Genomic DNA, 26,906 nt, shown 5'->3' on the forward strand with positions numbered 1-26,906 from the left:
TTGGACTTGGTCCCGCTGGCTATCCTCGCGCTCGCCGCGCTAAGCCTCGGCCTGAGCGCGGCGGCAATCCGGCGCGACAGGACGCTATGCTGGCGCTTCATGTTGCCCGACCCGCTCCCCGAAACGGGCAACGGGCAGTACTGCACCGTTCTCGACCATCGCCCCGAGACCGGGCAGGCGCATGCGCCCGCGATCGTGCCACGCGAAGATCGCGTCTCGGTGCTGTGGTTCCAAGGATCCGCCGAGGCGCAACCGGACGTGGATATCTGGGGCGTGGACTTGCGGCGGCAAGGTGACACGTGGCAGGCGTCGGAGCCCGAACCACACCTCACCCGCGAGGGCCTTGGACGTGCGCTGGAGCCGCATCAGCTTGTCGTGACGCTGGGCAACACGATGTCGCATGACGGCGCCCCTGGGCACCTGCTGGCGACCGTGGTCTCGGTGGGGGGATGGGCGATGGCGGCCATCGCCGATGTCACGATGTCGCGCGACGGGCCGGTGACGGCAAGCAAGCTCGACCTGTCGCCGATCCTCAACCGGTCCTTTCTCGTGAAATCTCCGATGCTGGCCTACGAAGACGGAAGCTACGCCCTGCCCGCCTATTTCGAGATGGGGCCGACCTTCGGCGCACTGGTCCGCTTCGACGATGCGGGCCGCGTGCGTGACCGGCGTTGGATGCGCAGCCGACGCGCCAAGGTGATCCAGCCAATGATCGTGCCGCTTGACGCGCAGCGCGCGCTGGCTTTCCTGCGCGATTTCGACCGCAGCGACGTGCTCTGGCTGAGCCGTACCGACGATGGTGGGCAAGACTGGAGCGCGCCAGAACCCACAGGCCATTACAACCCGAGCGCTCCGGTGGCGGCGCTTTCGCTGGGCGGCGGTCGGCTCCTGATGGCCGCGAATGCCGATGCCGCCTCCCCCGATGCGCTGATCCTGTCGGTGTCGGACGACGAGGGCACGAGTTGGCGCGAGATTCACCGGCTTACAGGCCCGGGCGCGCTTCGCTACCCGATGTTGCGCCGGGTAGGTGACGAGATCGTGCTGGTTCATTCCACCGGCGGCAAGCACGGTGTTGCGGCACATGTATTCGACGCGGCATGGGTGGCAGCGCGATGAGAGGGGCGTTCGACCATATCGGGATGGCGATCGTTCTGGGCTGGGCGGGGTTCGCGCTGGCCGGTCTCTGGGTCGGGCCAGCAGTTGCAAGCGCGGCCGGGGGCGTGGTGTCGGCGCTGGTTCTGGTATTGCAACGCAGCACCCCGGTGGCCGGGGCGATGGCGCTTCTGTCGCCCTTGGGCGTGATGCTCCCCGCCCTCGCTCTGCGCGACCTTGCGGCCGCGTGGGGGCTGCCAGTGGTGCCGTTCGGCACGGCCGAACTGCTGATTTTCCTTGCCGCCTATTCCGCCTTTCTCGCCTCGGCGATGGGTCTCGTTCCGGTCGACCTCTACCGGCTGGGGTACGCGCCCTGGCCGGTGGCCGCGATGGTGCTGGCGGTGTGCGTGTACGGGATAGTGTCGGAAACGCTGTTCCTGCCGCTGGTCTCCGTTGCCGGGCAGGCGCTGTGGGTTGCCAGGCTGGGCAGCAGCAACTGGTTCGACCACGTCCTTCACGCGATGCTGATGCCGGTGGCGGTGGTGGTGCTCCTGATGCAGGTCTTTTGACCGGTCGCGACGGTCGGATTACGAGTATTTTCAGCAAGAAGAAGCGTTATCGAACGGGATCGAGCAGCGCATCCCGCATCGCGCAGTCGCGGACCACGTCGCGACCGCAGGGCACCGGCTCCAGCGATTTCGTGAGACACAACCGCGCCTCCTGGATGCGGCCCGCGCGGCAGGTGATGGTGAGCATGTCGCGCTCCCATCCCGGGTTCGCCTCCAGAAATGCCTCTTCCACGACGCGCGCGGGCAGTTTTACAGGGCGGTCAAGCGTGCGAAAGACCTCCGGGCGGTTGACCTGCGCATAGGCGCGCCGGGCCAGCGCAAAGTAATCCTCTGGCGACAGGCCCGAACAGGTCCCATGCTTTTTCCACTGGTGCCACGCGAGACCGGGCGCGCCCATGATATCGGCCATACCGGCGGTCATGCCGCGCGAGGGCGGGCGGTGCGCGCTCTGGCAATGCGCGGGCCATCCCCGGTGATATTGCGGCCAGAGCCCGTGAAGCACCCAGCCATGCTCTTGCGCACATTGCGCGGCCCCGCGTTCGCGACCCTCGAGCGCGCACCACGTGGGCGACCAGCTCAGTGACAGCACGTAGTAATCGAACACGCCCGCGCGGTCGGCCCGCGCCGGAAGTGCGGCCAGCAATAGCACCGCTGTCAGTCGCACGAGAGAGCGCATTCTTGCTCTTTCCTTTTCAGCCCGGGTTGAGTATATGGCACGGGATTTCCCCGACAATGGAAACTCGTCCCGGTCGTGCCGGGACCGCCCTCGCCGGGCGCCGAAAAAGACGTGAGTGAAGGAGACGTGGCATCATGTCCAAGCCAATCATGACCAAGGCCACCGCCGTCTGGCTGGTGGACAACACGACGATCAGCTTCAAGCAGATCGCGGATTTCTGCGGGTTGCACGAGTTGGAGGTGCAGGGCATCGCCGATGGCGACGTCGCCACCGGCGTCAAGGGATTCGACCCGATTGCCAACAACCAGCTGACCGCCGAGGAAATCGCGCGGGCCGAGAAAGACCCTGCGCACAAGTTGCGACTCAAGTTCAACGCCGCCGCACAGGGCGAGGAAAAGCGCCGAGGACCGCGCTACACGCCACTGTCGAAACGGCAGGATCGGCCCAACGCAATCCTGTGGCTGGTCAAGTTCCACCCCGAGCTTGCCGACAGCCAGATCGCGCGGCTTGTCGGTACCACCAAGCCCACGATCACCTCGATCCGCGAGCGCACGCATTGGAACATCGCCAACATGCAGCCCGTCGATCCGGTGGCGCTCGGACTGTGCAAGCAGAGCGAGCTTGACGCCGCCGTGCAAAAGGCCGCCGAGAAAAAGGCGGCCGAGGGTGCGGCAATGAGCGATGACGAGCGTCGCAAGCTCCTGAGCACCGAGCAGAGCCTCGGCGGCGATACCGAGCCGCGCATCCCGACGGCGATCGAGGGGCTGGAAAGCTTTACCCTCTCCGGTGACCCGGACGCGGACGACAAGCAACGCGACAAGTTCGATGCCGACAGCTTGTTCAACCTGCCCTCCGATTCCGGGGACGACGATGACGAGGACGAGGACGAGGACGCCAACAAAGACGAGGACAACCACCGCTGAGCGCTCAGTGCTGTCCGGCATCGACGCGTCGGGCGTGACAGGCGACGGGGAGGACGGATCATGCGTATCGCCGTGATCGGGCGGGGTCTCATCGGTGCGGCTGCCGCGCGCCACCTCGCGCGCTCTGGGCAAGATGTTGTTCTCATAGGCCCGGACGAGCCGCCCCGGATGGCGGATCATCACGGCGTCTTCGGCAGCCATTACGACGAGGGCCGCATCACCCGCAGCCTCGATCCTGACCCGTTCTGGAGCCGGGTAAGTCACGCCTCGATCGCGCGCTATACCGAGATCGAGGCGCAAGCCGGAATCTCCTTCTACACCGAGCGTGGTGTGGTCATGGCAGGCCCCGAGGGCAGCCGCGCGATGGAGTGTATCGGCGCGGTTGCGGCGCGCGACGGAATCGAATGCGACCGTCTTGACGATGTGGAACTTGCCGCGCGCTTTCCCGATTTCCACTTTTCACCCGGCACCATGGGCTGGCACGAACCGCGCCGTGCCGGTTTCATCAGCGCCCGCCGCCTGGTTGCCGCGCAAACACGCGCGGCGAAACGCGCGGGTGCACAGGTGATCGCGGCGCGTGTGCTGGCACTCGACGAGGGAAGCGACGGGATAACGATCCGTCACGAAGCCGGCCAAACCGACGCAGCGCGCGTCCTTGTCGCGGCGGGAGCCTATACCGGCGCGCTCACTGGCGGGGCGGTGCCGCTGACGGTGATGGCGCGCACGGTGGCGTTCTTCGAGGTGAGCGAGGCCGAGGCCGCGCGACTGAGCGCGCTGCCACCGCTCATTTACCTCCACGCACATGGCGATGGCCCCTACCTGCTGCCGCCGATCCGCTATCCCGATGGCCGCTGGTATCTCAAGATGGGTGGCGATTCGGTAGATCGCCCGCTCGGCTCTCCCACCGAGATCGGCGACTGGTTCCGCTCGGGCGGCAACCCGGAGGTAGCGCGCGACCTCAATGAGCAGATCCGCGCGCGGATGCCTGGGCTGCAAGTCACGGCCACGCATCACGCCGCCTGTGTGACGAGTTTCACCCCCGAGGACCAGGCGCGCATCGCCATGTTATCCGACCGTGTCGGCGTGGCGACGGCTGGTTGCGGGCGCGGCGCCAAATGCTCGGACGAGCTTGGGCGTCTCGGGGCGGAAGCGATTCTCGGACATACCCTACCCCGCCCGGCACAGGCGGATTGAACACGGGCGCACGGATTCTTATGCCCGACCCGAGAAATGTCTTGCGTGGTTCGCTAGCTGGCCCTATCTGCGCCGAGATAGACGCCAACGCACGCGCCTCTGGCCGGTGGTCCTGCCGCCCGTGTTTACGTAGCGACGGTAACGTCTCCTTTTGGAACTGTAAGGGCTGAATGCCCGGGTCTTGATCGGAGATGACCATGAACGCCTACGTAACGCCCTTTGCGGGCCGCGACGCCATTGCTTCGCCCTCCCCCCTCATCGATTTCATCCGCTCCAACACCTTCGACCGCCCGACGCTCGTGCTGTCGCGGGACGTCGTGGCACAGAATTACCGCGCGCTGAAATCCGGGCTGGGCCGCGCCGATATCCATTACGCGGTCAAGGCCAACCCGGCTCGCGAAGTGATCGAGACGCTGATCGCCGAGGGCGGACGCTTCGACGCCGCCTCGCGCGGCGAGATCGAGCTGTGCCTGGGTCTCGGAGCGAAACCCGAGCATATTTCCTTTGGCAACACGGTGAAGCGTGCCAGCGACATCGCCTTTGCCCATGCCGCGGGGATCACCCTCTTCGCCGCCGATGCCGAGATGGAGATCGACAAGATCGCCGAGCACGCGCCAGGCGCACAGGTCTATATCCGCCTGCTGGTCGGCGCGACCGGGGCCGACTGGCCGCTCAGCCGCAAGTTCGGCTGTGCACCGGAGCGTGCCGTCGCCCTGATGGATCAGGCCGCCTCGTTGGGCCTTGAGCCGGTTGGGCTGTCCTTTCATGTCGGCAGCCAGACCCGCCGGGCGGAGATGTGGCGCGACACGCTCGACCAGGTGGACGCAGTCTGGACCGAGGCGCGTGCCGCAGGGCATGCGCTGTCGCTCATCAATATCGGCGGCGGGTTCCCGGCCTTTTACGGCGACGAGATCGCCTCGCCCGGGCGCTATGCTGCCGACGTCATGATGATGGTCGAGCAACGCTTTCCCGGGGCTATCCGCGTCATGGCCGAGCCGGGGCGCGGCATGGTGGCCGAGGCCGGCATGATCGCCGCCGAGGTACTACTGGTCAGCCGTAAATCTGACGCTGACCTATGCCGCTGGGTCTATCTCGATATCGGTCGCTTTTCCGGGCTGGCCGAGACCGAGGGCGAGGCGATCCGCTACCCGTTCCTGACCGATCGCGATCACGAGGCGACCGGGCCCTGCATCCTTGCCGGGCCGTCCTGCGACAGCGCCGACGTCCTTTACGAAAAGCGTCCCGTGGCCCTGCCGGTCGGGCTGCGCGCCGGGGACCGGATCGTCATCCGTTCATGCGGAGCCTACACGTCGAGCTATTCCTCGGTGGGCTTCAACGGGTTCCCGCCGCTGGATGTGATGGTGATCTGACGACCGCCATGCCCCGGAAACTTTAAAAGTTTCCGGTCCGGAATTTTTTGAAAATTCCGGCTCCGTCTCGCCCCGAAACCTGTGTTTCGGGGCGATTTGGGTTTTATCCGAACACGCGGGTCAGCGCCGCGTCGGTGGCCGTGATGATCTGGTCGATGTCATCCTTGGTTGCGATGAGCGCAGGCGAATAGCACAGCGTGTTGTTGAAGCCTGGCAACGAGCGGTTGGTCGCGCCAATCACCACGCCACCCGCCATGCAGTCGGCGACCACGGCCTGCACCATCTTTTCGGCCGCCGGCTCCTTGGTCGCACGATCCGCCACCAGTTCCGCGCCGAGAAACAGCCCCTTGCCACGCACATCGCCGATCACCGCGTGCTTGTCCTGAAGTGCGCGCAGCTGGTCGAGCATGTAGTCGCCCATTGCATTGGTGTTCTCCAGCAGGCCCTCTTCCTCGATGATCGCCATGTTCTCGAGCGCCGCGGCAGGCCCCGCCGTGCAGCCGCCGAAGGTGGAGATATCGCGGAAATAGTTCATCGGGTCGGTGGCGTCGTCCTGAAAGAGATCAAAGACCCGCTCATTGGTCACGCAACAGGCGATGGCAGCGTAGCCGGAGGCCACCCCCTTGGCCATGGTCACGAAATCGGGCTCGACCCCGTAATGCTGATAGCCGAACCATGTGCCGGTGCGTCCAACGCCGCACACCACCTCGTCGATATGCAGGAGGATGTCGTACTTGCGGCAGATCTCCTGAACGCGGGGCCAGTAGCCCTCGGGCGGCACGATGACACCGCCGCCCGCCGTCACCGGCTCGAGGCAGAGCGCGCCCACGGTATCGGGGCCTTCGCGCAGGATCACCTCCTCGATCGCGTTGGCGGCAGCCTCGCCATAGGCTTCGCCCGCCAGATCCCATTGCGCGCGGTACTCGAGGCAATGCGGCACCCGCACGAAACCGGGTGTGTAGGGGCCGTATTGCGCGTTGCGCTCGTCCTGACCGCCCGCCGACAGGCAGGCAATGGTGGTGCCATGATAGTCGCGGTCGCGGTAGAGGATCTTGTGCTTCTTGCCACCATACCGCTTGTGCGCGATCTGACGAACCATCTTAAACGCCTTCTCGTTCGCCTCAGAGCCCGAGTTGGTGTAGTAGACCCGGCTCATCCCCGGCATTTTCGAGATCAGCTTTTCCGAGAACATCGCGCCGGGGATTGACCCGGCGGAGCCTGCAAAATAGGGCAGTTGAATGAGTTGGTCCCGCACCGCATTGGCAATCCGCTCGCGCCCATAGCCCACGTTGACCGTCCAGACCCCGCCCGAGACCGCATCGATATGCTCGCGGCCCTTCTGGTCCCAGACGCGCATGCCGCGCCCCTCGACGATGATGCGGGGATCGGCCTTTGGATCGGGGCCGGTCCACGGTGCGTGCTGGATCAGGTGATGCCAGACATGGGCGCGATCGGCCTCGACCACGTGGCTGATATCGTTGTCGCGAAGTTTTCCATCCATGTCGTCACTCCTTCATCAATCGCGCACAGCCACACGCCGGATGCGGGGCTGGGCATCAGCGGTCTATCTCAAGACCCGATGTCGCCTCAATCGCAAGCGTTCGAATAGGTCCAAAAATAGGCATTCGATATGTCCAAAATATCCGACGGAAAATCAATATTCTCGCCAAAATGCTGAAAAACAGCCCAAATTTCCGCACGACACCACCGTGCGCCCCTCTATCCACCTAATCGAAAGTCTCTTTTCCAACTTACTGAAATCTCCGTAGGCTCGGGAATATGGCGTTGATCGCCGAACAGCTATCGGGTTGACTTTGCGCTGCGGCGACCACGTCAGCCGCGACCGACGCCTGAACGACAAGCGGCACAGACCGCGAAGACCAACTGGCCGAAAAGCGGGGACAAGCTCCGCACAACATGACCAACGGGAGATAGACAGACATGACACTCAGGGCGAAACTCCTCTCCGCCGTGACCGGCGCTACGCTGCTTGGCGGCGCGGCCGGGGCACAGGAACTCAATGTGGCGTATTTCCTCGAATGGCCGATGCCGTTCCAGTATGCCAAGGAAACCGGTATGTACGAAGAAGCACTCGGCACGAAGGTCAACTGGCGCGCCTTCGACACCGGCACCGCGATGAGCGCGGCGATGGCCTCGGGTGATATCCACCTGTCGGTGAGCCAGGGAGTGCCGCCCTTTGTGGTCGCGGTCAGCGCCGGGCAGGATCTGCAGATCGTGGACGTGGCGGTGAGCTATTCCGACAACGATAACTGCGTCGTGGCAGAGGCGCTGGAGATCGACAAGGACAGCGCCAAAGAGCTTGAAGGCAAGAAGGCCGCCGTGCCGCTCGGCACCGCCGCGCATTACGGCTTCCTCAAGCAGATGAACCATTTCGGCGTCGATATCTCGACCATGGACGTGGTCAACATGGCCCCGCCGGAGGGCGCGGCGGCGATCGCGCAGGGTGCGGTTGACCTGTTCTGCGGGTGGGGCGGCTCGCTGCGCCGCGCCAAGGAGCACGGCAACGTGCTGCTGACCGGTCAGGAGAAGGAAGACCTCGGGATTCTCGTCTTCGACGTGACCTCTGGCCCGGCCGATTTCGTCGTCGAGAATTCCGACATCGTGGCCAAGTTCCTCGCCGTGACCGCCGAAGCCAACGCCATGTGGGCCGACCCCGCCAATCGCGACGAGATGCTGCCGGTGATCGCCAAGGACAGCGGCATGGATGTCGACTCGACTGCGGCCACCATTGACACCTTTGTCTTCCCGCCCGTGGACGAGCAACTCTCTGCAAAATGGCTCGGCGGCGGCGCGCAGGATTTCATGAAGGGCGTGGCCGACGTGTTCGTCGAGGCGGGCAGCATCGACGGGGCTCTCGATACCTACGAGAACAACGTCAATATTGGCCCGCTTCAGCAGGCGGCCGGCGGCTCCTGATCCGCCTTCTCCCCGCACGGGCCGGCGCATTTCGCGCCCGGCCCGCGCACCCGGATTTCACTATTAGTCGAAAAGGGGCGGAGGATGTCGACACTCTCCATCGAAAACATCTCGATGCGGTTCGACCTGCCGAATGGCGGTCACGTTCAAGCGCTTCAGGATGTCACGCTCGAACTTAACACCGGCGAGCTGATGAGCGTTCTGGGACCCTCGGGCTGCGGCAAGACCACGCTACTTAACATTCTAGCCGGTTTTCTTGCCCCGACCGAGGGCCGCATCATCCTCAACGATCATCCCGTAACCGGCCCCGACGCCGAACGCGGCATGGTGTTTCAGCAAGGCGCGCTGTTCGAATGGATGAGCGTGCGCGACAACGTCAGCTTTGGCCCCCGCATGGCCGGCAAGCGCGAGAAGGAATGGCGCGGCACGGTCGATCACCTGCTCGACGTGGTGGGCCTGCAGGATTTCAAGGACAAGGCGGTGTACGAGCTGTCAGGCGGGATGCAGCAGCGCGTGGCGCTGGCGCGGTGCCTGGCCAATGACCCCGACGTGATCCTGATGGACGAGCCGCTCGGCGCGCTCGACGCGCTGACCCGAGAAAAGATGCAAGGGCTGGTGCTCAAGCTCTGGAAGGAGACCGGCAAGACCATCATTCTCATCACCCACTCGGTCGAGGAGGCCCTCCTCCTGGGCGAGCGCCTGCTTGTCATGGCCCCGCGCCCGGGCCGCATCCACAAGGAATACCGCCTGCCCTTCGCCGATGACGGCGTGGGCAAGGACCTGCGCGAGGTCAAGAAGAACCCCGCGTTCGGGGAGAAACGCGAGGAGATCCTGTCGATGATCTGGGACATGGAAGAAGAGATCATGGGCCGCACAGAGGAGGTGGGCGCATGATCATCCTCATCATATATATCGCGATCTTCGCCGCGGCCTTCTTCGTGGTCCGCTTTGGCGTGCGCAAGTTCCGGCAGATGCGGGATTTCACCTCGCTCAAGACCGTCACCTTCGGTGATGAAAGCGCGGTGCGCCCCGACCGTTGGGCAAGCGTCATCTCGGTGGTGACGATCTTCCTGTTGTGGGGCGCGTTCACGGGGTCGAACTGGGTGCCGATCCACGCGCCGGGCCCGTTCGTGGGCGATGCCGAATTCACCTACACACTCGAGGCCCCCGACGGAGCGCGCGATGACGCCACCGTTCTCGTTCGGGTCTTCAACGTCGGCGAAGAGGTCGAGATCCCAGAGGTGGAGCCGGGCGAGGGCTTTGCCAAGAACGACGCCTCGTCGGTGGGCGCATGGCGATCTGACCTGATCCTGATGGACAAGAACGACGAGATCACCCGCAAGGACGGGGCCAAAGTCGTGGCCATCGACGGGCAACCGGTAAGCGCGGGCGAAACCGTCTCCGTTGCGGCGGGCAAGGTTGCGGTCACCTCCAAGGGATCGCTCAACTTCAGCCCCGCTGGCGGCATGCAGATGGAGCCGATCTGGCTGCCCCCGCCTGAAGACGTGGTCAAGCGGGTGGGCGAGATCGCGAATGAGGGCTATCAGAACTTCACCCTGTGGGAGCATCTCTACTGGTCGCTGTTCCGCGTCATCGTGGGCTTTGCGCTCGGGGCCGCTGTCGGCATCCCGCTTGGCTACGCGATGGGCCTCAGCGACTGGTTCCGCGGCTGGTTCGACCCGATCGTGGAATTCATGCGCCCCGTTCCGCCTCTGGCGCTCATCCCGCTGGTCATCATCTGGGCGGGCATCGGTGAATCGGGCAAGATCATCCTGCTGTTTCTCGCAGCCCTCTGGATCATGACCATCTCGGCACGCGCGGGTGTGTCGGGTGTCGCCATTTCCAAGGTGCACGCCGCCTATTCGCTGGGCGCCTCCAAGTGGCAATTGATGCGCCACGTGATCGTACCGAACTCCCTGCCCGAGATTTTCACCGGCGCGCGCGTCGCGATGGGGGTCTGCTGGGGCACGGTCGTGGCCGCCGAACTGGTGGCGGCGGAAAAAGGTGCGGGCATGATGATCATGGTCGCCTCGCGGTTTCAGCTCACTGATATCGTGATCATGGGGATCATCCTCATCGGTATCATCGGCTACGGTATCGACATCCTGATGCGCAAGGCCGAGACATGGTTGGTACCGTGGAAGGGCCGCATCTGACGGTGCAGCCAGAATAAATGCAAAAACAAGGGGGTTGCATCGCGACCCCCTTGATCCGTGTTAGAGACACGTCACGCACGGTCGCTAGAACCGGACCAGAAACCACCGAAACAAGAGCCATGCCATGACCAACCCGCTGCAAGACCTCCTCGTGCTCGACCTCACCCACGTTCTGGCAGGCCCCTTCGCCTCGCTTACCCTCGGCGATCTGGGCGCGCGGATCATCAAGGTCGAACGGCCCGGCACGGGCGACGACACCCGTGCCTTTCCGCCCTTCAAGGACGGGACAAGCGCCTATTTTGCCGCGATCAACCACGGCAAGCAGTCCATCGCACTCGACCTCAAGGCCGGGGACGACCGCGCGATATTCGAGCAACTGCTGGAGCGCGCCGACATCGTGCTGGAAAACTTCCGCCCCGGCGTGATGGAAAAGTTGGGCTATGGCTGGGATGTCCTTCATGCCCGTTATCCGCGCCTGATCTATGGCGCAGTCAGCGGCTTTGGCCATACCGGCCCGGATGCGCTGCGGCCTGCCTATGACATGGTGGTGCAGGCGCGCGGCGGGGTGATGTCGATCACCGGCGAGGCAGGACGCGAGCCGGTGCGCGTCGGTGCCTCGATCGGCGATATCGTGGCGGGAATGTACCTGGTGCAGGGCGTGCTCGCCGCCGTGATAGACCGCGCGAAAACCGGCGCGGGGCGCAAGATCGACGTGGCCATGCTCGACAGCCAACTCGCGATTCTCGAACACGCGGTGGCGATCACCACCACCACGGGCACCCCGCCCGGGCCATCCGGCGCGCGGCACCCCTCGATCAGCCCCTTCGAGACATTTCACGCCACCGACGGCCTATTTGTCATCGCCGCCGGGAATGACGCGCTCTTTGCCCGGCTTTGCGACGTGCTTGGCCTGCCGCTCGCGCAGGACCCGCGTTTCGCCACCAACTCGGCACGATGCGAGAATGCGCGCACGCTCAAGCGGCTGATCGAGGCGATCACGCTCGACCAGCCGAAATCCCACTGGATCGAGAAGCTGGAAGCCTCCGGTGTCCCAACTGGCCCGATCCAGAATGTGGCCGAAGTGCTTCATGACCACCAGATTCTGGCGCGCAACATGGTGGTGGACGTGCTGGACACCGAGGGACAACCGGCCTTCGTGGCTGCTGGCAACCCGATCAAGATGAGTGGTCTCGAGGACACCGCGTCGCGCGCACCCGTTCCATCGCTCGACGGGGATCGCGCGGCGATCCTCGATTGGCTGCAAAAGAACGTGAACAAAGCGTGACGCGCATTGTTCGAGCCGCAGATCACGGCCTAGACTCGGCACATGGAGAATAGCCGCCCGGCCCCTACCACCCTGCCCGATCCCCCTCCCCTCAAGCTGGGCGTGCTGCGCACGCTCGCGCGGCTTGCCATCATCGCGCTTCTCGCGATCGGGCTGCACTTCGTCTTCGTCTGGGCGGAGAACTGGATCCTGAGCAACGAGTACGGCTGGGCAATGCCGGGCCTGCTGCTGGCGGTGCTTGTCATCTATGCCGTGCTCATCGCGATCCCCTTCGTTCCGGGGGTGGAGATCGGGCTTTCGGTGCTTGCGGCAGGTGGACCCGGGATCGCGCCGCTGGTGTGGGTGGCCACGGCGAGCGGTCTGTCGCTGGCGTTCATCGTTGGGTGCACCGTGCCGATCGCCTGGCTGCGCCGCGTGCTTACGGATCTGCACATGATCCGCGCGGCACATAACGTGGCCCGGTTCGAAGCGATGCCGCAAGAAGGCCGGGTTGCGTTTATCCATGCTCTCCTGCCCCGCAAGTACTGCGGCTGGATCATCAAGTACCGCTACGTGAACCTCGCCGTTCTCATCAACATTCCCGGCAATTCGGTGATCGGCGGGGGCGGCGGGATCGCCTTCCTCTCGGGGCTTTCGGGCACGTTCCGCGCACCGCTGGCGATCCTGACCATCGCGATTGCCTCTGCCCCCGTGCCGGTCGCCATCTGGCTCTTCGGGCTGAAACTGCCCTGGGCCTGAGGCCGCCATGCCGCGCGCGTACCGATTCCTGACGCTTGCGGGCTTTCTGGCGCGCGCCTATGGCTTATGTTCCGACAAAGGCACATATGAGCAGGACCAGCCCCATGCCAAACGATCCTCTTGTCGTCTTCACCCCCTCGGGCAAGCGTGGGCGTTTCCCCGTGGGCACCCCGGTGCTCACCGCGGCGCGGCAATTGGGCGTCGATCTCGATTCGGTCTGCGGCGGGCGCGGTATCTGCTCGAAATGCCAGATCACGCCGGGCTATGGCGAGTTTTCCAAGCATGGTGTGACGGTCCGCGACAATGCGTTGTCGGAGTGGAACAAGGTCGAGGAGCGCTATGACCAGAAGCGCGGGCTAAAACCGGGTCGCCGCCTCGGTTGTCAGGCCCAGGTCATGGGCGATGTGGTGATCGACGTGCCGCCTGAATCCCAGGTTCACAAGCAGGTGGTGCGCAAGGCCGCCTCGGCCCGGGTGATCGAGATGGACCCGGCGACCAAGCTCTATTTCGTCGAGGTGGACGAGCCCGACATGCACGAGCCGACCGGCGATCTGGAACGGCTCGCGCGCGCGCTGAAGCGCGAATGGGGCATCGGGGATATCCGTGCCGATCTCACGCTCCTTTCCAGGCTGCAACCGGTGCTGCGCAAGGGCAAGTTCCAGGTGACCGTGGCACTCCATCGCGGCCATGAGAACGACCCGGCGCAGGTGCTCGAAATCTGGCCGGGGCTACACGAGGACGGGCTTTATGGGCTGGCCATCGACCTCGGCTCCACCACCATCGCCGCCCACCTGACCGATCTCGTGACCGGTGAGGTAAAGGCGTCCTCGGGCATCATGAATCCGCAGATTCGCTTTGGCGAGGATCTGATGAGCCGGGTCAGCTATTCGATGATGAACCCTGGCGGCGACAAGGAGATGACGGCGACAGTGCGCGATGCGATCAACGCGCTGGCCGGGGAAATTGCCAGGGAGGCGGAGATTGACCCGGCGCTGATCGTCGAGACGGTCTTCGTCTGCAACCCGGTCATGCATCACCTCCTGCTCGGCATCGACCCGGTCGAACTCGGGCAGGCGCCTTTCGCGCTCGCCACCTCAGGCAGTCTGACCCTAGGCGCGAAAGAGCTCGATCTCGCCGCCATCAACCCGCGCGCGCAGGTCTATATCCTGCCCTGCATCGCGGGCCATGTGGGGGCCGATTGCGCCGCCGTGGCACTGTCGGAAGAGCCGGGCAAATCTGAGGATCTGGCCCTCATCGTCGATGTGGGCACCAATGCCGAGATCCTGCTGGGCGACAAGACCCGCGTTCTGGCGTGTTCCTCGCCCACCGGCCCGGCCTTCGAGGGCGCACAGATTTCTTCCGGTCAACGGGCGGCACCGGGCGCCATCGAGGCGATCCGCATCGACCCCGAAACCAAGGAACCACGCTTTCGCGTCATCGGCTGTGACAAGTGGTCGGACGAGGACGGGTTCGCGGACGAAGTGGGCGCGGGTGGCATTACCGGCATCTGCGGCTCCGGCATCATCGAGGCGGTGGCAGAATTGCGCATCGCGGGGTTGATGGACGAGTCGGGTCTTCTGGGTTCGGCCGAGGCCACCGGCACGCCGCGCATGCAGGCGGAGGGGCGCACGCATGCCTACCTCATCCATGACGGCACCGACGAGGGCGGGCCGCGCATTACCGTGACGCAGGGCGACATCCGTGCCATCCAGCTCGCGAAATCTGCGCTCTATGCCGGTGCGCGCCTCTTGATGGACGAGCGTGGCGTGGACAAGGTGGACCGCGTCGTTCTCGCCGGCGCCTTCGGCGCGCATATTTCGCCCCTGCACGCGATGGTGCTGGGCATGATTCCCGACGTCCCGCTCGACAAGGTGACGAGCGCGGGCAATGCCGCCGGCACCGGTGCCCGCATCGCTCTCTGCAACGTGGCGGCGCGCCGTGAGATCGAGCGCGTGGTGGGCGAGATCACCAAGGTGGAGACCGCCATCGAACCAAAATTCCAGGAGCATTTCGTCGCCGCCAACGCGATCCCGCACAAGACCGCCCCGTTCCCGGAACTGCGCAAGGTAGTGACGCTGCCCAGCCCCAGCTTCAACACCCATGGCGAGAGCGGGGCCGAGGGTGGGCGGCGCAGGCGCAGGCGGGGCTGAGGCTCGCCTTCAGTCCTTCACGAACATCTTGCGCGGCCGGTTGCAGAAGGTCTCGGCCGGGCCGGTCTCCTTGATGAGGATCGACTCGGTGATCTCCAGTCCCCAGTCGGACATCCAGAGACCGGGCATGAAATGGAAGGTCATGCCTGGCTCCAGCACGGTCTCGTCCTCGGCACGTAGGCTTATGGTGCGTTCGCCCCAGTCGGGCGGATAGCTGAGCCCGATGGGATAGCCGCAGCGCGCACCGCGCTCGATTCCGGCACGCTCTAGCGGTGCGGCGAGCGCATTGGCCACGTCGCAGGCGCGACTGCCCGCCGTCGCGGCCTCGAGCCCCGCCTCCAGCCCCTCCACGAGCGCGCGCTCGGCATCGAGCAGGAATTGCGGCGGCTTGCCGAGAAACAGCGTCCGGCAGAGCGGCGCGTGGTAGCGCCGATAACAGCCGGAAATCTCGAAAAACGTCGCCTCGCCAGTGGCGAATTCGCGCCCGTTCCACGTCAGGTGCGGGGCGGCGGCATCCGAGCCCGAGGGCAGGAGCGGCACGATGGACGGATAGTCGCCCCACGCGCCCTCGACACCCCGGATCGCGTCGCGGAAAATTTCGGCCACGATCTCGTTCTTCGGAATGCCCGGCTCGACCCGTTCAATAAGCCCATCGGTGATCTTCTCGGAAATCGCGGCGGCCTTTCGGATAAAGGCCAGTTCCTCCTCGGATTTCACCCCTCGCTGCCAGTTCACCAACGCGGTAACGTCGAGGAAGGTGGCCTCGGGCAGTTCCTCGCGCAGCACCTGCATCGCCTTGGCCGAGAAATAGTAATTGTCCATCTCCACGCCGATGCGCTTATCCGCGAGCCCCATGCCGGTGAGGCGCTCGGCCAGGTCCTGCATCGGGTGACGCTCGGTGGATTGGACGTAGTTGTCGGGATAGCCGATCACCCGGTCGTCGGTCATCCAGACCGTGCGCACGCCGCCATTGGCATCCTGGTTGCGGCCCCACCAGATGGGATCGGCGTCGGGCAACACGATCACCCCCTGGTGCACATAGAAAGACCAGCCATCATAACCCGTCAACCAATGCTGGTTCGACGGGTCGGTAACGAAAATCGCGTCGAGATCGCGCGCGGCCATCGCGCTCCGGGTTTTCTCGAGGCGGCGCTGGTATTCCTGCGGCGAAAAGGGGAGGTCTTTCTCGATCATGTGGTGGTCCGTCATCTGTAAACTGGGGTAACTTCGTCCGCCTTGGGGGATTTTTCCGGCGGCTGCCCCAAGAAACACGCCACCCGATGTCGTTTTCTGACCACCGTGTGACGCGGAGTTGACGCAAGCCGGAGCGGCGCGCAGATTGCGCAGACTTGCAGACAAGGAGACAGCGATGCGCCCCGTTCTGGCCGATGTGTACGCCGCCGCTCAGGTGATCGCCGGGATTGCCGATGCCACGCCGCTGGTGCCCTCACCCCACATGACCGATGTCGCCGGGCAGGAATTCCTGCTCAAGCTGGAGAACATGCAGCCCATCGGCGCATTCAAGCTGCGCGGGGCCTTGAATGCCGTGGCAGGGGTGAAGGAGGCGTCGGGCGTCACCTGCTGCTCCACGGGCAATCATGGGCGCGGCGTGGCCTATGCGGCGCGCGCGCGGGGCATCCGCGCGGTGATCTGCATGTCGGAACTGGTGCCGCAGGCCAAGGTGGACGGCATCCGCGCGCTTGGGGCCGAGGTGCGAATCGCGGGCCGCAGCCAGGACGACGCGCAGGCAGAGGCACAGCGTCTCGTGGCCGAGGAGGGGCTCACGGAAATCTCGCCCTTCGACGATCCAAGGGTAATCGCCGGGCAGGGCACCATCGGGCTCGAGATCATGGCAGCGCGGCCCGATACCGAGGTGCTCCTGGTGCCCTTGTCGGGGGGCGGGCTGGCGGCAGGCGTGGCGATGGCCGCCAAGGCGATCAAGCCGTCGATCCGCGTGGTGGGGATCAGCATGGACCGCGGTGCCGCGATGTATGAGAGCATCCGCGCGGGCCATCCCGTCGAGATCGAGGAGGTGCCGAGCCTCGCCGACAGCCTCGGCGGTGGGATCGGGATGCAGAACCGGCTCAGTTTCCCGATGTGCCGTGATTTCCTGGACGAAGTGGTCCTCGTTTCGGAAGAGGAAATTTACCACGCAATGCAGGTACTCTATTACGAGGACCGGATCGTGGCCGAGGGCGCCTGCGTGGTGGGGCTGGCGGCGGTGCTGTCAGGTAAGGTGAAGGTCACCGGCCCGACCGCCACCATCGTCACGGGCCGCAACCTTGACATGGAGATGTTCACCAGAATCGTGACGGGCCAGGACGTGAAACTGGGCGATGTGACTGTGAAGGGCCAGCCCTATCGGGGGCGCGCATGACCCGTATCGCCTGCCTGTTGGGAAGCCCCCGGCCCGGAGGCAACAGCGACCTGCTGGCCGGGCGGTTGTGCGAGACGGCGGAATCCCACGGTGCCGCCAGCCGTTGCCACGCGCTGCGGGATTTGCGGTTTCGAGGGTATTCAGAGACGGATTCAGATCCCTATGGTCCGGATGACGATCTGGCCCCGGTTTTGGCCGATGTGAAGGAAGCCGATGTGGTGGTGATGGCCACGCCGATCTATTTCTGCAACATGACGGGACTGCTGAAACAGGCGTTCGACCGGTTCTTCGGTTTCTTCAAGCCGGATTATGTGACCAATCCGGAGCCTTCGATTCTGGACCGGGGCAAGACGCTGGTTCTTGTGCAGGTGCAAGGCGAAGGGCCAGAGCGGTATGATGACCTACTGGGCCATTATGGCCCGGCGCTGGACAAGCTGGGCTTTGCCCGGCGCGAATTGATCCGGTCCTGCGGGGTACGGGCGCCGGGGGATGTGCTGAACGACAAGGCTGCGCTGGAACGCGCGGACACGCTGGCCGCAGGGCTGGCCCGTGCACAGGGAGGTTAACCGATGGCACATGATATCCGGATTGTGACCGAGGCGGAATTGCGCGCGGCGGTAGGGCTCGACCGCGAAACCGTGGCCGTGATCGAGCAAGCCTTTGGTGCGCTCTCGGATGGCGGGGTGGTGATGCCGCCGGTCATGTCGATGGAACTGGCCGAGGCGCATGGCGAGGTGGACGTGAAAACCGCCTATATCCCCGGCTTTGACGGGTTCGCGATCAAGGTCAGCCCCGGTTTCTTCGACAACCCCAGGCTGGGCCTGCCGAGCCTGAATGGCCTGATGATCCTGTTTTCGGCCAAGACCGGGCTGGTCGAGGCGGTGTTCCTCGACAATGGCTACCTGACCGATCTGCGCACGGCTGCTGCCGGCGCCGTGGCCGCGCAATACCTCGCCCCCGATCTGGTGCATACGGCAGGCGTGATCGGCTCTGGCGTTCAGGCGCGGCTTCAGGCGCGGGCGGCGCACCTGGTGCGGCCCTTTGACCGGCTACTGATCTGGGGCCGCGACGCAGACAAGGCCCGCGCCTGCGCCGACGATCTGTCGGACCTCGAATGCGATGTCCGCGTGATCGATAACCCCGCAGATCTTGTGCGGGCAAGCCAGCTCGTGATCACCACCACCCCTGCCAAGGAACCCGTGGTCAAGGCGGGTTGGCTGCATCCCGAGTTGCACATCACCGCGATGGGGTCGGATCAGGCGGGCAAGAACGAGATCGACCCGCAGGCGCTGGTGCAGGCCGATCTCTACGTGGCCGATCGCGCGCCGCAGGCCCGGAGCCTCGGCGAATTGCGCGCCGCGCTGGAGGCAGGCCTCTGGGCCGAGGACAACCCGGTGGAACTCGGCGACGTCATCCGGGGCCGCGCGCGCGGGCGACGCGACGCCGACGAGATAACGATCTGCGACCTCACCGGCACCGGCGCTCAGGACACCGCCATCGCCACCCATGTAATGACGTTGCTCGCGGGCCGCGACGTGGGTGCGGTGATCCGCGCATGAGGCTCGACGCGCGCGATCTCGATATCCTGCGGGTGCTGGCCGACGAGGGCCGAATCACCAAGGCTGAACTCGCTACCCGCGTCGGCCTGTCGGCGAGCCCCTGCTGGGAACGGCTTCGGCGGCTGGAACAGGCCGGGCTGATCGAGGGTTATCACGCGCGGATCAGCCTGAAGAAGCTTGGGCCGCATGTCACTGTCTTCGTCGCCGTCGAACTGGCGGACCACACGCCCGCTTCATTCCGCGCCTTCGAGGACAGCGTGCAACATTATGCGCAAGTCACAGCCTGCTGGGCCTTGGGCGGCGGGTTCGACTACCTGATGCAGATCGTGACCCGCGACATCGACGCCTATCAACGGCTCATCGACGAGATGCTGGAGGCCCGGATCGGGTTGGCGCGCTACTTCACGTATATCGTCACCAAGCCGGTGAAATCCCCGCGCCTGCCGCCGCTGGAGATGTTTTTCGGATGAAAAATCTATTTCCGTCAACTCTTTCAGAAGAATAATCTGAAAGCCACGGCAATATCAGCCCCACCCTCTGCGCAAAAAGCATATCTTTCTGCACGAAAGGAGGGCCAAATGTCCGATTCAGCGATCTGGACCCGTAACGGGATCACCGACACGCGACTTATCCGCAACTTCGCCTACGTGAACGGCAAATGGGAAGCTGGCGAAGGCGGCGCGACGATTACGGTCAGCAACCCCGCCGATGGCGCAGCACTCGGTGACGTGGCGAGCCTCAGCGCCGATCAGGCGCGCGCGGCGGTGGATGCCGCGCAAGGCGCCTTTGACGACTGGGCGATGACGCTGCCACAGGACCGTTCCACCATTCTGCGCCGGTGGTTCGACCTGATGATCGAGCACCGCGAGGATCTGGCGCGGATCATGGTGCTGGAACAGGGCAAGCCGCTCTCGGAAGCACGCGGTGAGATCGACTACGCTGCGAGCTTCGTCGAATATTACGCAGAGGAATCGAAGCGCCCCAATATCGAGGGTGTCACCAGCCACCTGCCCGATGCAGAGGTCGAATTGTGGCTGGAGCCGGTGGGTGTTGCGGCCTTGATCACCCCGTGGAACTTCCCCGCCGCGATGCTGACGCGCAAGGCCGCGGCGGCAATGGCAGCGGGCTGCACCGTTGTGACGCATCCCTCTGGAGAGACGCCCTACTCGGCGCTCGCCCTCGCCGAACTGGCCGAGCGCGCGGGCATCCCGGCGGGGGTGTTCAACGTGGTCACGGGCCGTGCGTCAACCGTGGTGGAGCCCTGGACCGAAGATACCCGCGTGCGCGCACTCAGCTTCACCGGTTCGACCAGTATCGGGCAGCTGCTTTATCGACAATGCGCGGGGACGGTGAAGAAACTGGTCATGGAACTGGGCGGCCACGCCCCGGTGATCGTGTTCAAGAACGCCGATCTGGAAACCTCGGTCGTGGAATCGATCAAGGCGAAATTCGCCACCTCCGGGCAGGATTGCCTCGGCGCGAACCGCATCTATGTAGAGCGCGCGATTTATGACGAGTTCTGCCGACGCTTTACCGACGCTACACAGACACTCAAGATCGGGCGCGGCATGGACGATCCGGACATCGGCCCGCTGATGAACGAGAAAGCGGTGCAGAAACAGGAAGAGCACGTGGCGGACGCGCTCAAGCACGGCGCGAAACTGGCTTGCGGTGGCAAGCGTGACGAGCTTGGCCCGCTTTTCTATCAGCCCACAGTGCTGACGGATGTGCCAGACGCCGCTGCGATCATGTGCGACGAGACTTTCGGCCCGGTGGCCGCGATCACGCCGTTCGACACCGAGGAAGAGGTCGTGCGCCGCGCCAATGCCACCGAGTTTGGCCTCATCGCCTATCTGCACAGCCACGACCCACGCCGCATCTACCGGATGACCCGGGCGCTGCAGTTCGGCATGGTGGCCGTCAATCGCACCAAGGTCACCGGCGCACCAATCCCCTTCGGCGGGGTCAAGCAATCGGGCCTGGGCCGCGAGGGCGCAAGGCGCGGCATGGAGGAATTCATGGAGATCAAATACGTCTGCCGCGATTGGGCGTGACGTACGGATCTTTGGATATTTTTGGCAAGATGAAGACGGGGGGCGCCCCCAATGAAAGGAAAAACGATGCTGCGTAACGACCAACTCGATCAATGGGATCGCGAAAACTTCTTCCACCCCTCGACGCATCTCGCGCAATTCGCGCGCGGCGAGGCGCCGAACCGGATCATCACCGGCGGCAGCGGCTGCCATATCGAGGACCGCGAGGGCAATCGCCTGCTTGACGCATTTGCCGGGCTCTACTGCGTCAACGTGGGCTACGGGCGTCAGGACATTGCCGATGCGATCGCCGAACAGGCCAAGGAGTTGGCCTATTATCACGCCTATGTGGGCCACGGTACCGAAGCGTCGATCACGCTGGCCAAGATGATCCTCGACCGCGCGCCCGATCACATGAGCAAGGTCTATTTCGGCCTCTCGGGGTCGGACGCCAACGAGACCAACATCAAGCTGATCTGGTATTACAATAACATCCTCGGCCGCCCCGAGAAGAAGAAGATCATCTCGCGCTGGCGCGGATATCACGGCTCTGGCCTGATGACCGGCTCGCTTACGGGCCTGCACCTGTTCCACCGGAAGTTTGACCTGCCGATGAGCCAAGTGATCCACACCGAGGCCCCCTATTACTATCGCCGCGACGATGTGAGCATGAGCGAGGAACAGTTCGTCGCCCATTGCGCGTCTGAGCTTGAGGCGCTGATCGACCGCGAGGGGGCCGATACCATCGCCGCGTTTATCGGCGAGCCGGTGCTGGGCACCGGGGGTATCGTGCCGCCGCCCGCTGGTTACTGGGAGGCGATCCAGCCGATCCTCGAGAAGCATGACATCCTGCTCATCGCCGACGAGGTCGTAACCGGCTTCGGCCGCCTGGGCACGATGTTCGGCTCGGAGCATTACGGGCTCAAGCCTGACCTCATCACCATCGCCAAGGGACTGACCTCGGCCTATGCGCCGCTCTCCGGCTCCATCGTCAGCGAGAAGATGTGGAAGGTGCTGGAGCAGGGCACCGACGAGAACGGCCCGATCGGTCACGGCTGGACCTACTCGGCGCACCCCATCGGCGCGGCGGCGGGGGTGGCGAATCTCAAACTGCTCGATGAGCTCGACCTGATCGCGAACAACCGCGAGGTGGGTGGCTATCTCAACAGGACCATGACCGAGGCGCTCGGTGATCATCCGAACGTGGGCGAGGTGCGCGGTGAGGGGATGCTTTGTGCCGTCGAGTTCGTGAAGGACAAGAGCAGCCGCACCTTCTTCGATCCCGCCGACAAAGTCGGTCCGCAGGTCGCCTCGACGCTCGCTGCCGACCATGTCATCGGACGCGCCATGCCGCAGGGGGACATCCTCGGATTCGCCCCGCCGTTCTGCCTGACGCGCGAAGAGGCCGACGAGGTGGTGGCAAAAACCCTGCGCGCGGTGCAGGCGGTGCTAGGCTGAGTCCCGTGACAAGACCTGAACTTCAGGACATTTGGAGCGGCCCCGGGGCGGGGCCGCTCCAAAGATCGCAGGACAATCGCCCGGAATCGCTCAGTACGCAGTCGGTTTGGCCTGTCACAGCGCGAATTCTCAAAAAAGCGCCGCTTCAAGCTTGCAACAGAAGGCGTTTGTCGGTTTAGACTGCATCCAACGCGGGGAACACCGCAGCAAAATAAACACAGGGAGCCGCAATTGGCCGAGATCGCGACCAACGATGCGTTCGTCGAATTTGAACGCGTGCAAAAGAGCTATGATGGCGAGCAACTCGTCGTCAAGGACCTCAACCTGAACATGCCGAAAGGCGAGTTCCTGACCATGCTGGGGCCGTCCGGGTCGGGTAAAACTACCTGCCTGATGATGCTGGCAGGGTTCGAAACCGCAACCCACGGCGAGATCCGGCTGGACGGAAAGCCGATCAACAACATTCCGCCACACAAGCGCGGAATCGGCATGGTGTTCCAGAACTACGCGCTGTTTCCGCACATGACGGTGGCCGAGAATCTGGCCTTTCCGCTGGAGGTGCGCAAGATCGGCAAGTCCGACCGCGAGCAAAAGGTCAGGCGTGCGCTGGACATGGTGCAAATGGGCGATTTCGGCGGGCGGCGTCCCGCGCAGCTTTCCGGCGGACAGCAGCAGCGAATCGCGCTGGCGCGCGCGTTGGTGTTCGAGCCAGAGCTGGTACTGATGGACGAGCCGCTGGGCGCGCTCGACAAGCAGCTGCGCGAGCACATGCAGTTCGAGATCACCAACCTGGCGCATGAGCTGGGCATTACGGTGGTCTACGTGACCCACGACCAGACCGAGGCGCTGACCATGTCGGACCGGGTAGCCGTGTTCGACGATGGCCGTATCCAGCAGTTGGCTGCACCCGACGAGCTCTACGAGAGCCCGCAGAACAGCTTCGTGGCGCAGTTCATTGGCGAGAACAACACGCTGGGCGGCACGGTCAAGGAGATCAAGGACGGCTTCGCGCTGGTCGAGGTGGACGGTGGCGGGCTGATCGACTGCAAGGCAGTCAATGTCGAGAAACCGGGTGACCGCACGCTCGTCTCGATCCGCCCCGAGCGGGTGGAGACCAACATGGACCGGCTCAATGCCGATGCCCACACGCTTGATGCCGAGGTTCTGGAATTCATCTACATGGGCGACGTGTTCCGCACCCGCCTGCGCGTGGCCGGGCGCGATGATTTCATCATCAAGACACGGAACTCGGCGGACCAGACACGGCTCAAGCCGGGCACCAAGGTCAATATCGGCTGGCAGCCCGAGGATTGCCGCGCGCTGGACGCCGTCTAGGTCGTGACGTGTTCGCGCTCGTCAGAGGCGGGCGCGTGACCCCAGAGGTTCCGCTGTTCAACCCGTAGCACGGAGCCCGACAAGTGAAACGGGACTTACTTGGGAGTATAACATGAAACTCACAACGACGCTTCTGACCTCGACCGCGCTAACCGTCGCGGCAGGGGTTGCCGCCCACGCACAGGAAATGGCCAACGACATGACGTTCGTCTCCTGGGGTGGCGCCTATCAGGCCAGCCAGCAGAACGCCTATGCCGAGCCCTACAAGGAGATGCACCCCGAGGTGTCGATCGTCTGGGATGAAAGTTCCAACGAGGCAGTGGCCAAGCTGCGGGCCATGAACGAGGCCGGCAACATCACCTGGGATCTCGTGGACGTCGTGGCGGCCGACGCGATGCGCCTGTGCGACGAGGGCCTTGCGATGGAGATCGACCACGACGAGGTTCTCGCCGACGCGCCCGACGGCACCGAGGCCAGCGACGATTTCGGCGACCTGATCGTCAGTGACTGCTTCATCCCGCAGATCGTCTATTCCACCACCTTCGGCTATCGCACCGACATGGTGCCCGAAGGTGTCGAGGCACCGAACGATATCTGCGACGTCTGGGATACCGAGACCTATCCCGGCAAGCGCAGCCTCGAGAAGCGCCCGATCAACAACATGGAATGGGCCCTGCTCTGCGACGGCGTGGCCAAGGACGAGGTCTATGACGTGCTCGCCACCGACGATGGGCAGCAGCGCGCGCTCGATAAGCTGGACGAGATCAAGGACGACGTGATCTGGTGGTCGGCCGGCGCCGACACGCCGCAGCTTCTGGCCGATGGCGAGGTCTTCATGGGATCGACCTACAACGGTCGCCTGTTCTCGGCGATCGTGGAGCAGGATCAGCCGATCGCGATGATGTGGGATGCGCAGGTGTTCGACCTCGACGGCTGGATCGTTCCCGCCGGCCTGCCGGAGGATCGCCTCGCTCGCGTGATGGACTTCCTGCATTTCGCCACCGACACGCAGCGTCTGGCGGACCAGGCAGCCTATATCAGCTACGGCCCGGCGCGTGCATCCTCGGCACCGATGGTTGGCAAGCATGCCGAGCTCGGCATCGACATGGCACCCCACATGCCGACCGATCCGAACAATGCCAAGAACACGTTCCTCTACAACTACGAGTTCTGGGCGGATTACCGCGACGACATCGACGCCAAGTTTCAGGCGTGGCTGGCCCAGTAAGGGCAAGTCTTTCGGAAGGGGCCTTCGCGGCCCCTTCCGTCCTTTCATTGGTTTGACCCATTGAAGAATCAAAAGAAACCGACGGGGACGACATGAGCAATGTGACAGACGCCACGACAGGCGCAGGCGAGCCGGTGCCGGGCGAAAATGGCACGCGGACCGCGAAGACAGAGAACGGCCCGGTCATGGCCGCCGACGGCCGCCCTCTGAAGCAAACGCTCAGGCGCACGCTTCGCCGGGAGAAGATGCGCGCGCTGTTGCTGATCGCGCCGCTGCTTATTTTTGTCGTCGTCACCTTTATTGTGCCGATCCTGTCGATGCTCTTTCGTTCGGTCGAGAACGATATCGTGCAGAACACCATGCCGGAGACGGTGCAGGCTCTGCAGGCCTGGGATGAGCAGGGCACCGAGCCGCCGGGCGATGAGGTTTTCGTCCCGCTGTATTTCGACCTCTTCAAGGCCTCTGAGGCCAAGGAACACACCAAGCTCGGCAGCCGACTCAACTATGAACAGCCGGGCTTGTCGTCGATGTTCCGCGGCACCGGTCGCGACCTCGACGATATGGGCGAGGAATTTCAGGACGTGTTCGAGGAAATCGACCCCGCCTTTGAGACCGCCGCCTTCTGGCACGAGCTGCTCTCGGGCGCGGGCGGCGAGGCTCTGCTGAAAGAGCGCCGCAACCTCTACGAGGAGTTGACTGGCGAGGAGATGCGGGGCGATGTCGGCTTCACCCCCTCGACAGAAATGGCCGAGATGCTGCCGTGGACCACAAAGGCCTACACCGATTTCGCGATCTGGACGGCCATCGAGGAAGAGGACGTGGTAGCCGAGGAAGAGCCCTGGGAGGCCGTCTATGCCGCCCTGGGCCAGGACTTGCGGAGCCCCGACACGGTGGCTGCGATCGAGGCCTATTCCGGCCCTTGGTCCACCACTCTCAAGGCCGCGGCGGAGAATCGCGACCAGCTTCCGCAAGACAGCTTTCGCGAGATGTTCGTGGCTTCCGACAAGGATTGGGGCAGCCTGGAGGCGTGGCGCACCATCTCGCTCTACAGCCCGCCCATCACTGCCGGCTATTTCCTGAATTCGGTGGATCTGACCAAGACCGTGGACGGGATCAAGGCGCGCCCCGAGACGCAGCAAATCTACCTCACGCTGTTCCAGCGAACGCTGATCATGTCGCTGATCATCACCGGCTCCTGCATCCTGCTGGGCTATCCCGTGGCGTGGCTCTTGGCCAACCTGCCGCTGCGCACGGCCAACGTGCTCATGATCCTCGTGCTGCTGCCGTTCTGGACCTCGCTCCTGGTACGCACCTCGGCATGGAAGGTTTTGTTGCAGCAACAGGGGGTCATAAACGAGATCCTCGTCTGGCTCGGTTTCGTCGATGACGCGAACCGCCTGATCCTGATGAACAACGCCACCGGCACCGTAATCGCGATGACGCATATCCTCTTGCCATTCATGATCCTGCCGCTCTACTCGGTGATGAAGACCGTCCCGCCCAGCTACCTGCGCGCGGCAAAATCACTGGGCGCCACCAACTGGACGGCCTTCTGGCGGGTCTATTTCCCGCAATCCGTCCCGGGGATCGGCGCGGGCAGCATCCTCGTCTTCATCCTGTCCATCGGCTACTACATCACGCCCGAGATCGTGGGCGGCACCAGCGGTGTCTTCATCTCCAACCGGATCGCCTATCACATTTCCTCGTCGCTCAACTGGGGGCTCGCCGCAGCGCTGGGCAGCATCCTGCTGATCGTGGTGCTGGCGCTCTACTGGTGCTACGATCGGATCGTGGGCATCGACAACGTGAAACTCGGAGGCTGAGGC

At 64.3% G+C, this 26,906-nt stretch carries 23 protein-coding genes; 20 read left to right on the forward strand and 3 right to left on the reverse strand.

Features of this window, described 5'->3' with window-relative positions; all coding sequences use genetic code 11:
* Both C6W92_RS06905 and C6W92_RS06910 read left to right on the forward strand, forming a co-directional pair.
* Positions 1–1,116 carry an exo-alpha-sialidase gene (locus C6W92_RS06905; RefSeq protein WP_129432272.1) on the forward strand — a complete coding sequence of 372 codons (1,116 nt, stop codon included), beginning with the start codon at positions 1–3 and terminating at the stop codon, positions 1,114–1,116.
* Complete coding sequence (locus C6W92_RS06910) at positions 1,113–1,661, forward strand: hypothetical protein (RefSeq protein ID WP_129432273.1); 549 nt, start codon at positions 1,113–1,115, stop codon at positions 1,659–1,661. Before C6W92_RS06905 ends, C6W92_RS06910 begins: the two co-directional genes overlap by 4 nt.
* Before the next feature lie 46 nt (positions 1,662–1,707).
* Here C6W92_RS06910 and C6W92_RS06915 read toward each other — a convergent pair whose 3' ends face one another.
* Entirely contained in the window at positions 1,708–2,337 is a 630-nt protein-coding gene (locus C6W92_RS06915) for a ribonuclease T2 (protein WP_104020372.1), read from the reverse strand.
* Between the two features lie 134 nt (positions 2,338–2,471).
* Here C6W92_RS06915 and C6W92_RS06920 point away from each other — a divergent pair, with 134 nt between their 5' ends.
* The 3 genes from C6W92_RS06920 (at position 2,472) to C6W92_RS06930 (ending at position 5,824) form a co-directional block, all read left to right on the forward strand.
* Positions 2,472–3,260, forward strand: a complete 789-nt coding sequence (locus C6W92_RS06920; protein WP_129432274.1) for a cell cycle transcriptional regulator TrcR — start codon at positions 2,472–2,474, stop codon at positions 3,258–3,260.
* A 60-nt stretch (positions 3,261–3,320) separates the two neighbouring features.
* Entirely contained in the window at positions 3,321–4,454 is a 1,134-nt protein-coding gene (locus C6W92_RS06925; RefSeq protein ID WP_129432275.1) for an FAD-dependent oxidoreductase, read from the forward strand.
* A gap of 197 nt (positions 4,455–4,651) precedes the next feature.
* Positions 4,652–5,824 (forward strand): type III PLP-dependent enzyme, encoded by a 1,173-nt coding sequence (locus C6W92_RS06930; RefSeq protein WP_129432276.1) that lies wholly within the window; start codon positions 4,652–4,654, stop codon positions 5,822–5,824.
* A 103-nt stretch (positions 5,825–5,927) separates the two neighbouring features.
* Here C6W92_RS06930 and C6W92_RS06935 read toward each other — a convergent pair whose 3' ends face one another.
* Entirely contained in the window at positions 5,928–7,325 is a 1,398-nt protein-coding gene (locus tag C6W92_RS06935; protein WP_129432277.1) for an aminotransferase class III-fold pyridoxal phosphate-dependent enzyme, read from the reverse strand.
* A gap of 440 nt (positions 7,326–7,765) precedes the next feature.
* Here C6W92_RS06935 and C6W92_RS06940 point away from each other — a divergent pair, with 440 nt between their 5' ends.
* The 6 genes from C6W92_RS06940 (at position 7,766) to C6W92_RS06965 (ending at position 15,090) form a co-directional block, all read left to right on the forward strand.
* Entirely contained in the window at positions 7,766–8,761 is a 996-nt protein-coding gene (locus tag C6W92_RS06940; RefSeq protein WP_129432278.1) for an ABC transporter substrate-binding protein, read from the forward strand.
* Positions 8,762–8,845: 84 nt separating this feature from the next.
* Positions 8,846–9,655, forward strand: coding sequence for an ABC transporter ATP-binding protein (locus C6W92_RS06945; RefSeq protein ID WP_129432279.1), 810 nt, complete (start codon positions 8,846–8,848; stop codon positions 9,653–9,655).
* The gene (locus tag C6W92_RS06950) at positions 9,652–10,917 is read left to right on the forward strand and encodes an ABC transporter permease subunit (RefSeq protein ID WP_129432280.1); all 1,266 of its coding nucleotides are present in this window, start codon (positions 9,652–9,654) and stop codon (positions 10,915–10,917) included. The genes C6W92_RS06945 and C6W92_RS06950 overlap by 4 nt, the downstream gene beginning before the upstream one ends.
* A gap of 124 nt (positions 10,918–11,041) precedes the next feature.
* Positions 11,042–12,202, forward strand: a complete 1,161-nt coding sequence (locus C6W92_RS06955) for a CaiB/BaiF CoA-transferase family protein (protein ID WP_129432281.1) — start codon at positions 11,042–11,044, stop codon at positions 12,200–12,202.
* Between the two features lie 42 nt (positions 12,203–12,244).
* Positions 12,245–12,940, forward strand: coding sequence for a hypothetical protein (locus C6W92_RS06960; RefSeq protein ID WP_129432282.1), 696 nt, complete (start codon positions 12,245–12,247; stop codon positions 12,938–12,940).
* Positions 12,941–13,044: 104 nt separating this feature from the next.
* On the forward strand, positions 13,045–15,090 hold the full coding sequence (locus C6W92_RS06965) for an ASKHA domain-containing protein (RefSeq protein WP_129432283.1): 2,046 nt from the start codon (positions 13,045–13,047) through the stop codon (positions 15,088–15,090).
* Positions 15,091–15,099: 9 nt separating this feature from the next.
* On the opposite strand, the gene C6W92_RS06970 is transcribed toward C6W92_RS06965, so the two are convergent.
* Positions 15,100–16,284: a M24 family metallopeptidase gene (locus tag C6W92_RS06970; RefSeq protein ID WP_129432284.1), complete on the reverse strand. Its 1,185-nt coding sequence runs from the start codon at positions 16,282–16,284 to the stop codon at positions 15,100–15,102.
* Positions 16,285–16,459: 175 nt separating this feature from the next.
* Here C6W92_RS06970 and eutB point away from each other — a divergent pair, with 175 nt between their 5' ends.
* The 9 genes from eutB to C6W92_RS07015 all read left to right on the forward strand — a co-directional run bounded on the left by eutB (position 16,460) and on the right by C6W92_RS07015 (position 26,903).
* Positions 16,460–17,467, forward strand: a complete 1,008-nt coding sequence (gene eutB / locus C6W92_RS06975; RefSeq protein ID WP_129432285.1) for a hydroxyectoine utilization dehydratase EutB — start codon at positions 16,460–16,462, stop codon at positions 17,465–17,467.
* A complete protein-coding gene (locus tag C6W92_RS06980; protein WP_129432286.1) occupies positions 17,464–18,033 on the forward strand; it encodes an NAD(P)H-dependent oxidoreductase in 570 nt (189 codons plus the stop codon). The genes eutB and C6W92_RS06980 overlap by 4 nt, the downstream gene beginning before the upstream one ends.
* 3 nt (positions 18,034–18,036) lie before the next feature.
* Positions 18,037–19,026, forward strand: coding sequence for a cyclodeaminase (locus C6W92_RS06985; RefSeq protein WP_129432287.1), 990 nt, complete (start codon positions 18,037–18,039; stop codon positions 19,024–19,026).
* Entirely contained in the window at positions 19,023–19,496 is a 474-nt protein-coding gene (locus C6W92_RS06990; RefSeq protein WP_129432288.1) for an Lrp/AsnC family transcriptional regulator, read from the forward strand. The genes C6W92_RS06985 and C6W92_RS06990 overlap by 4 nt, the downstream gene beginning before the upstream one ends.
* Before the next feature lie 108 nt (positions 19,497–19,604).
* Positions 19,605–21,080, forward strand: coding sequence for an NAD-dependent succinate-semialdehyde dehydrogenase (locus C6W92_RS06995; RefSeq protein ID WP_104020387.1), 1,476 nt, complete (start codon positions 19,605–19,607; stop codon positions 21,078–21,080).
* Between the two features lie 66 nt (positions 21,081–21,146).
* Positions 21,147–22,517: an aspartate aminotransferase family protein gene (locus C6W92_RS07000; protein WP_129432289.1), complete on the forward strand. Its 1,371-nt coding sequence runs from the start codon at positions 21,147–21,149 to the stop codon at positions 22,515–22,517.
* A gap of 231 nt (positions 22,518–22,748) precedes the next feature.
* Entirely contained in the window at positions 22,749–23,852 is a 1,104-nt protein-coding gene (locus C6W92_RS07005) for an ABC transporter ATP-binding protein (protein WP_129432290.1), read from the forward strand.
* Between the two features lie 112 nt (positions 23,853–23,964).
* Positions 23,965–25,080, forward strand: a complete 1,116-nt coding sequence (locus C6W92_RS07010) for an extracellular solute-binding protein (protein WP_129432291.1) — start codon at positions 23,965–23,967, stop codon at positions 25,078–25,080.
* Between the two features lie 92 nt (positions 25,081–25,172).
* Positions 25,173–26,903, forward strand: coding sequence for an ABC transporter permease (locus tag C6W92_RS07015; protein WP_129432292.1), 1,731 nt, complete (start codon positions 25,173–25,175; stop codon positions 26,901–26,903).
* Positions 26,904–26,906: the final 3 nt, after the last annotated feature.

This window comes from Roseovarius sp. A46, from assembly GCF_004126395.1.
Classification (GTDB): domain Bacteria; phylum Pseudomonadota; class Alphaproteobacteria; order Rhodobacterales; family Rhodobacteraceae; genus Roseovarius; species Roseovarius nitratireducens.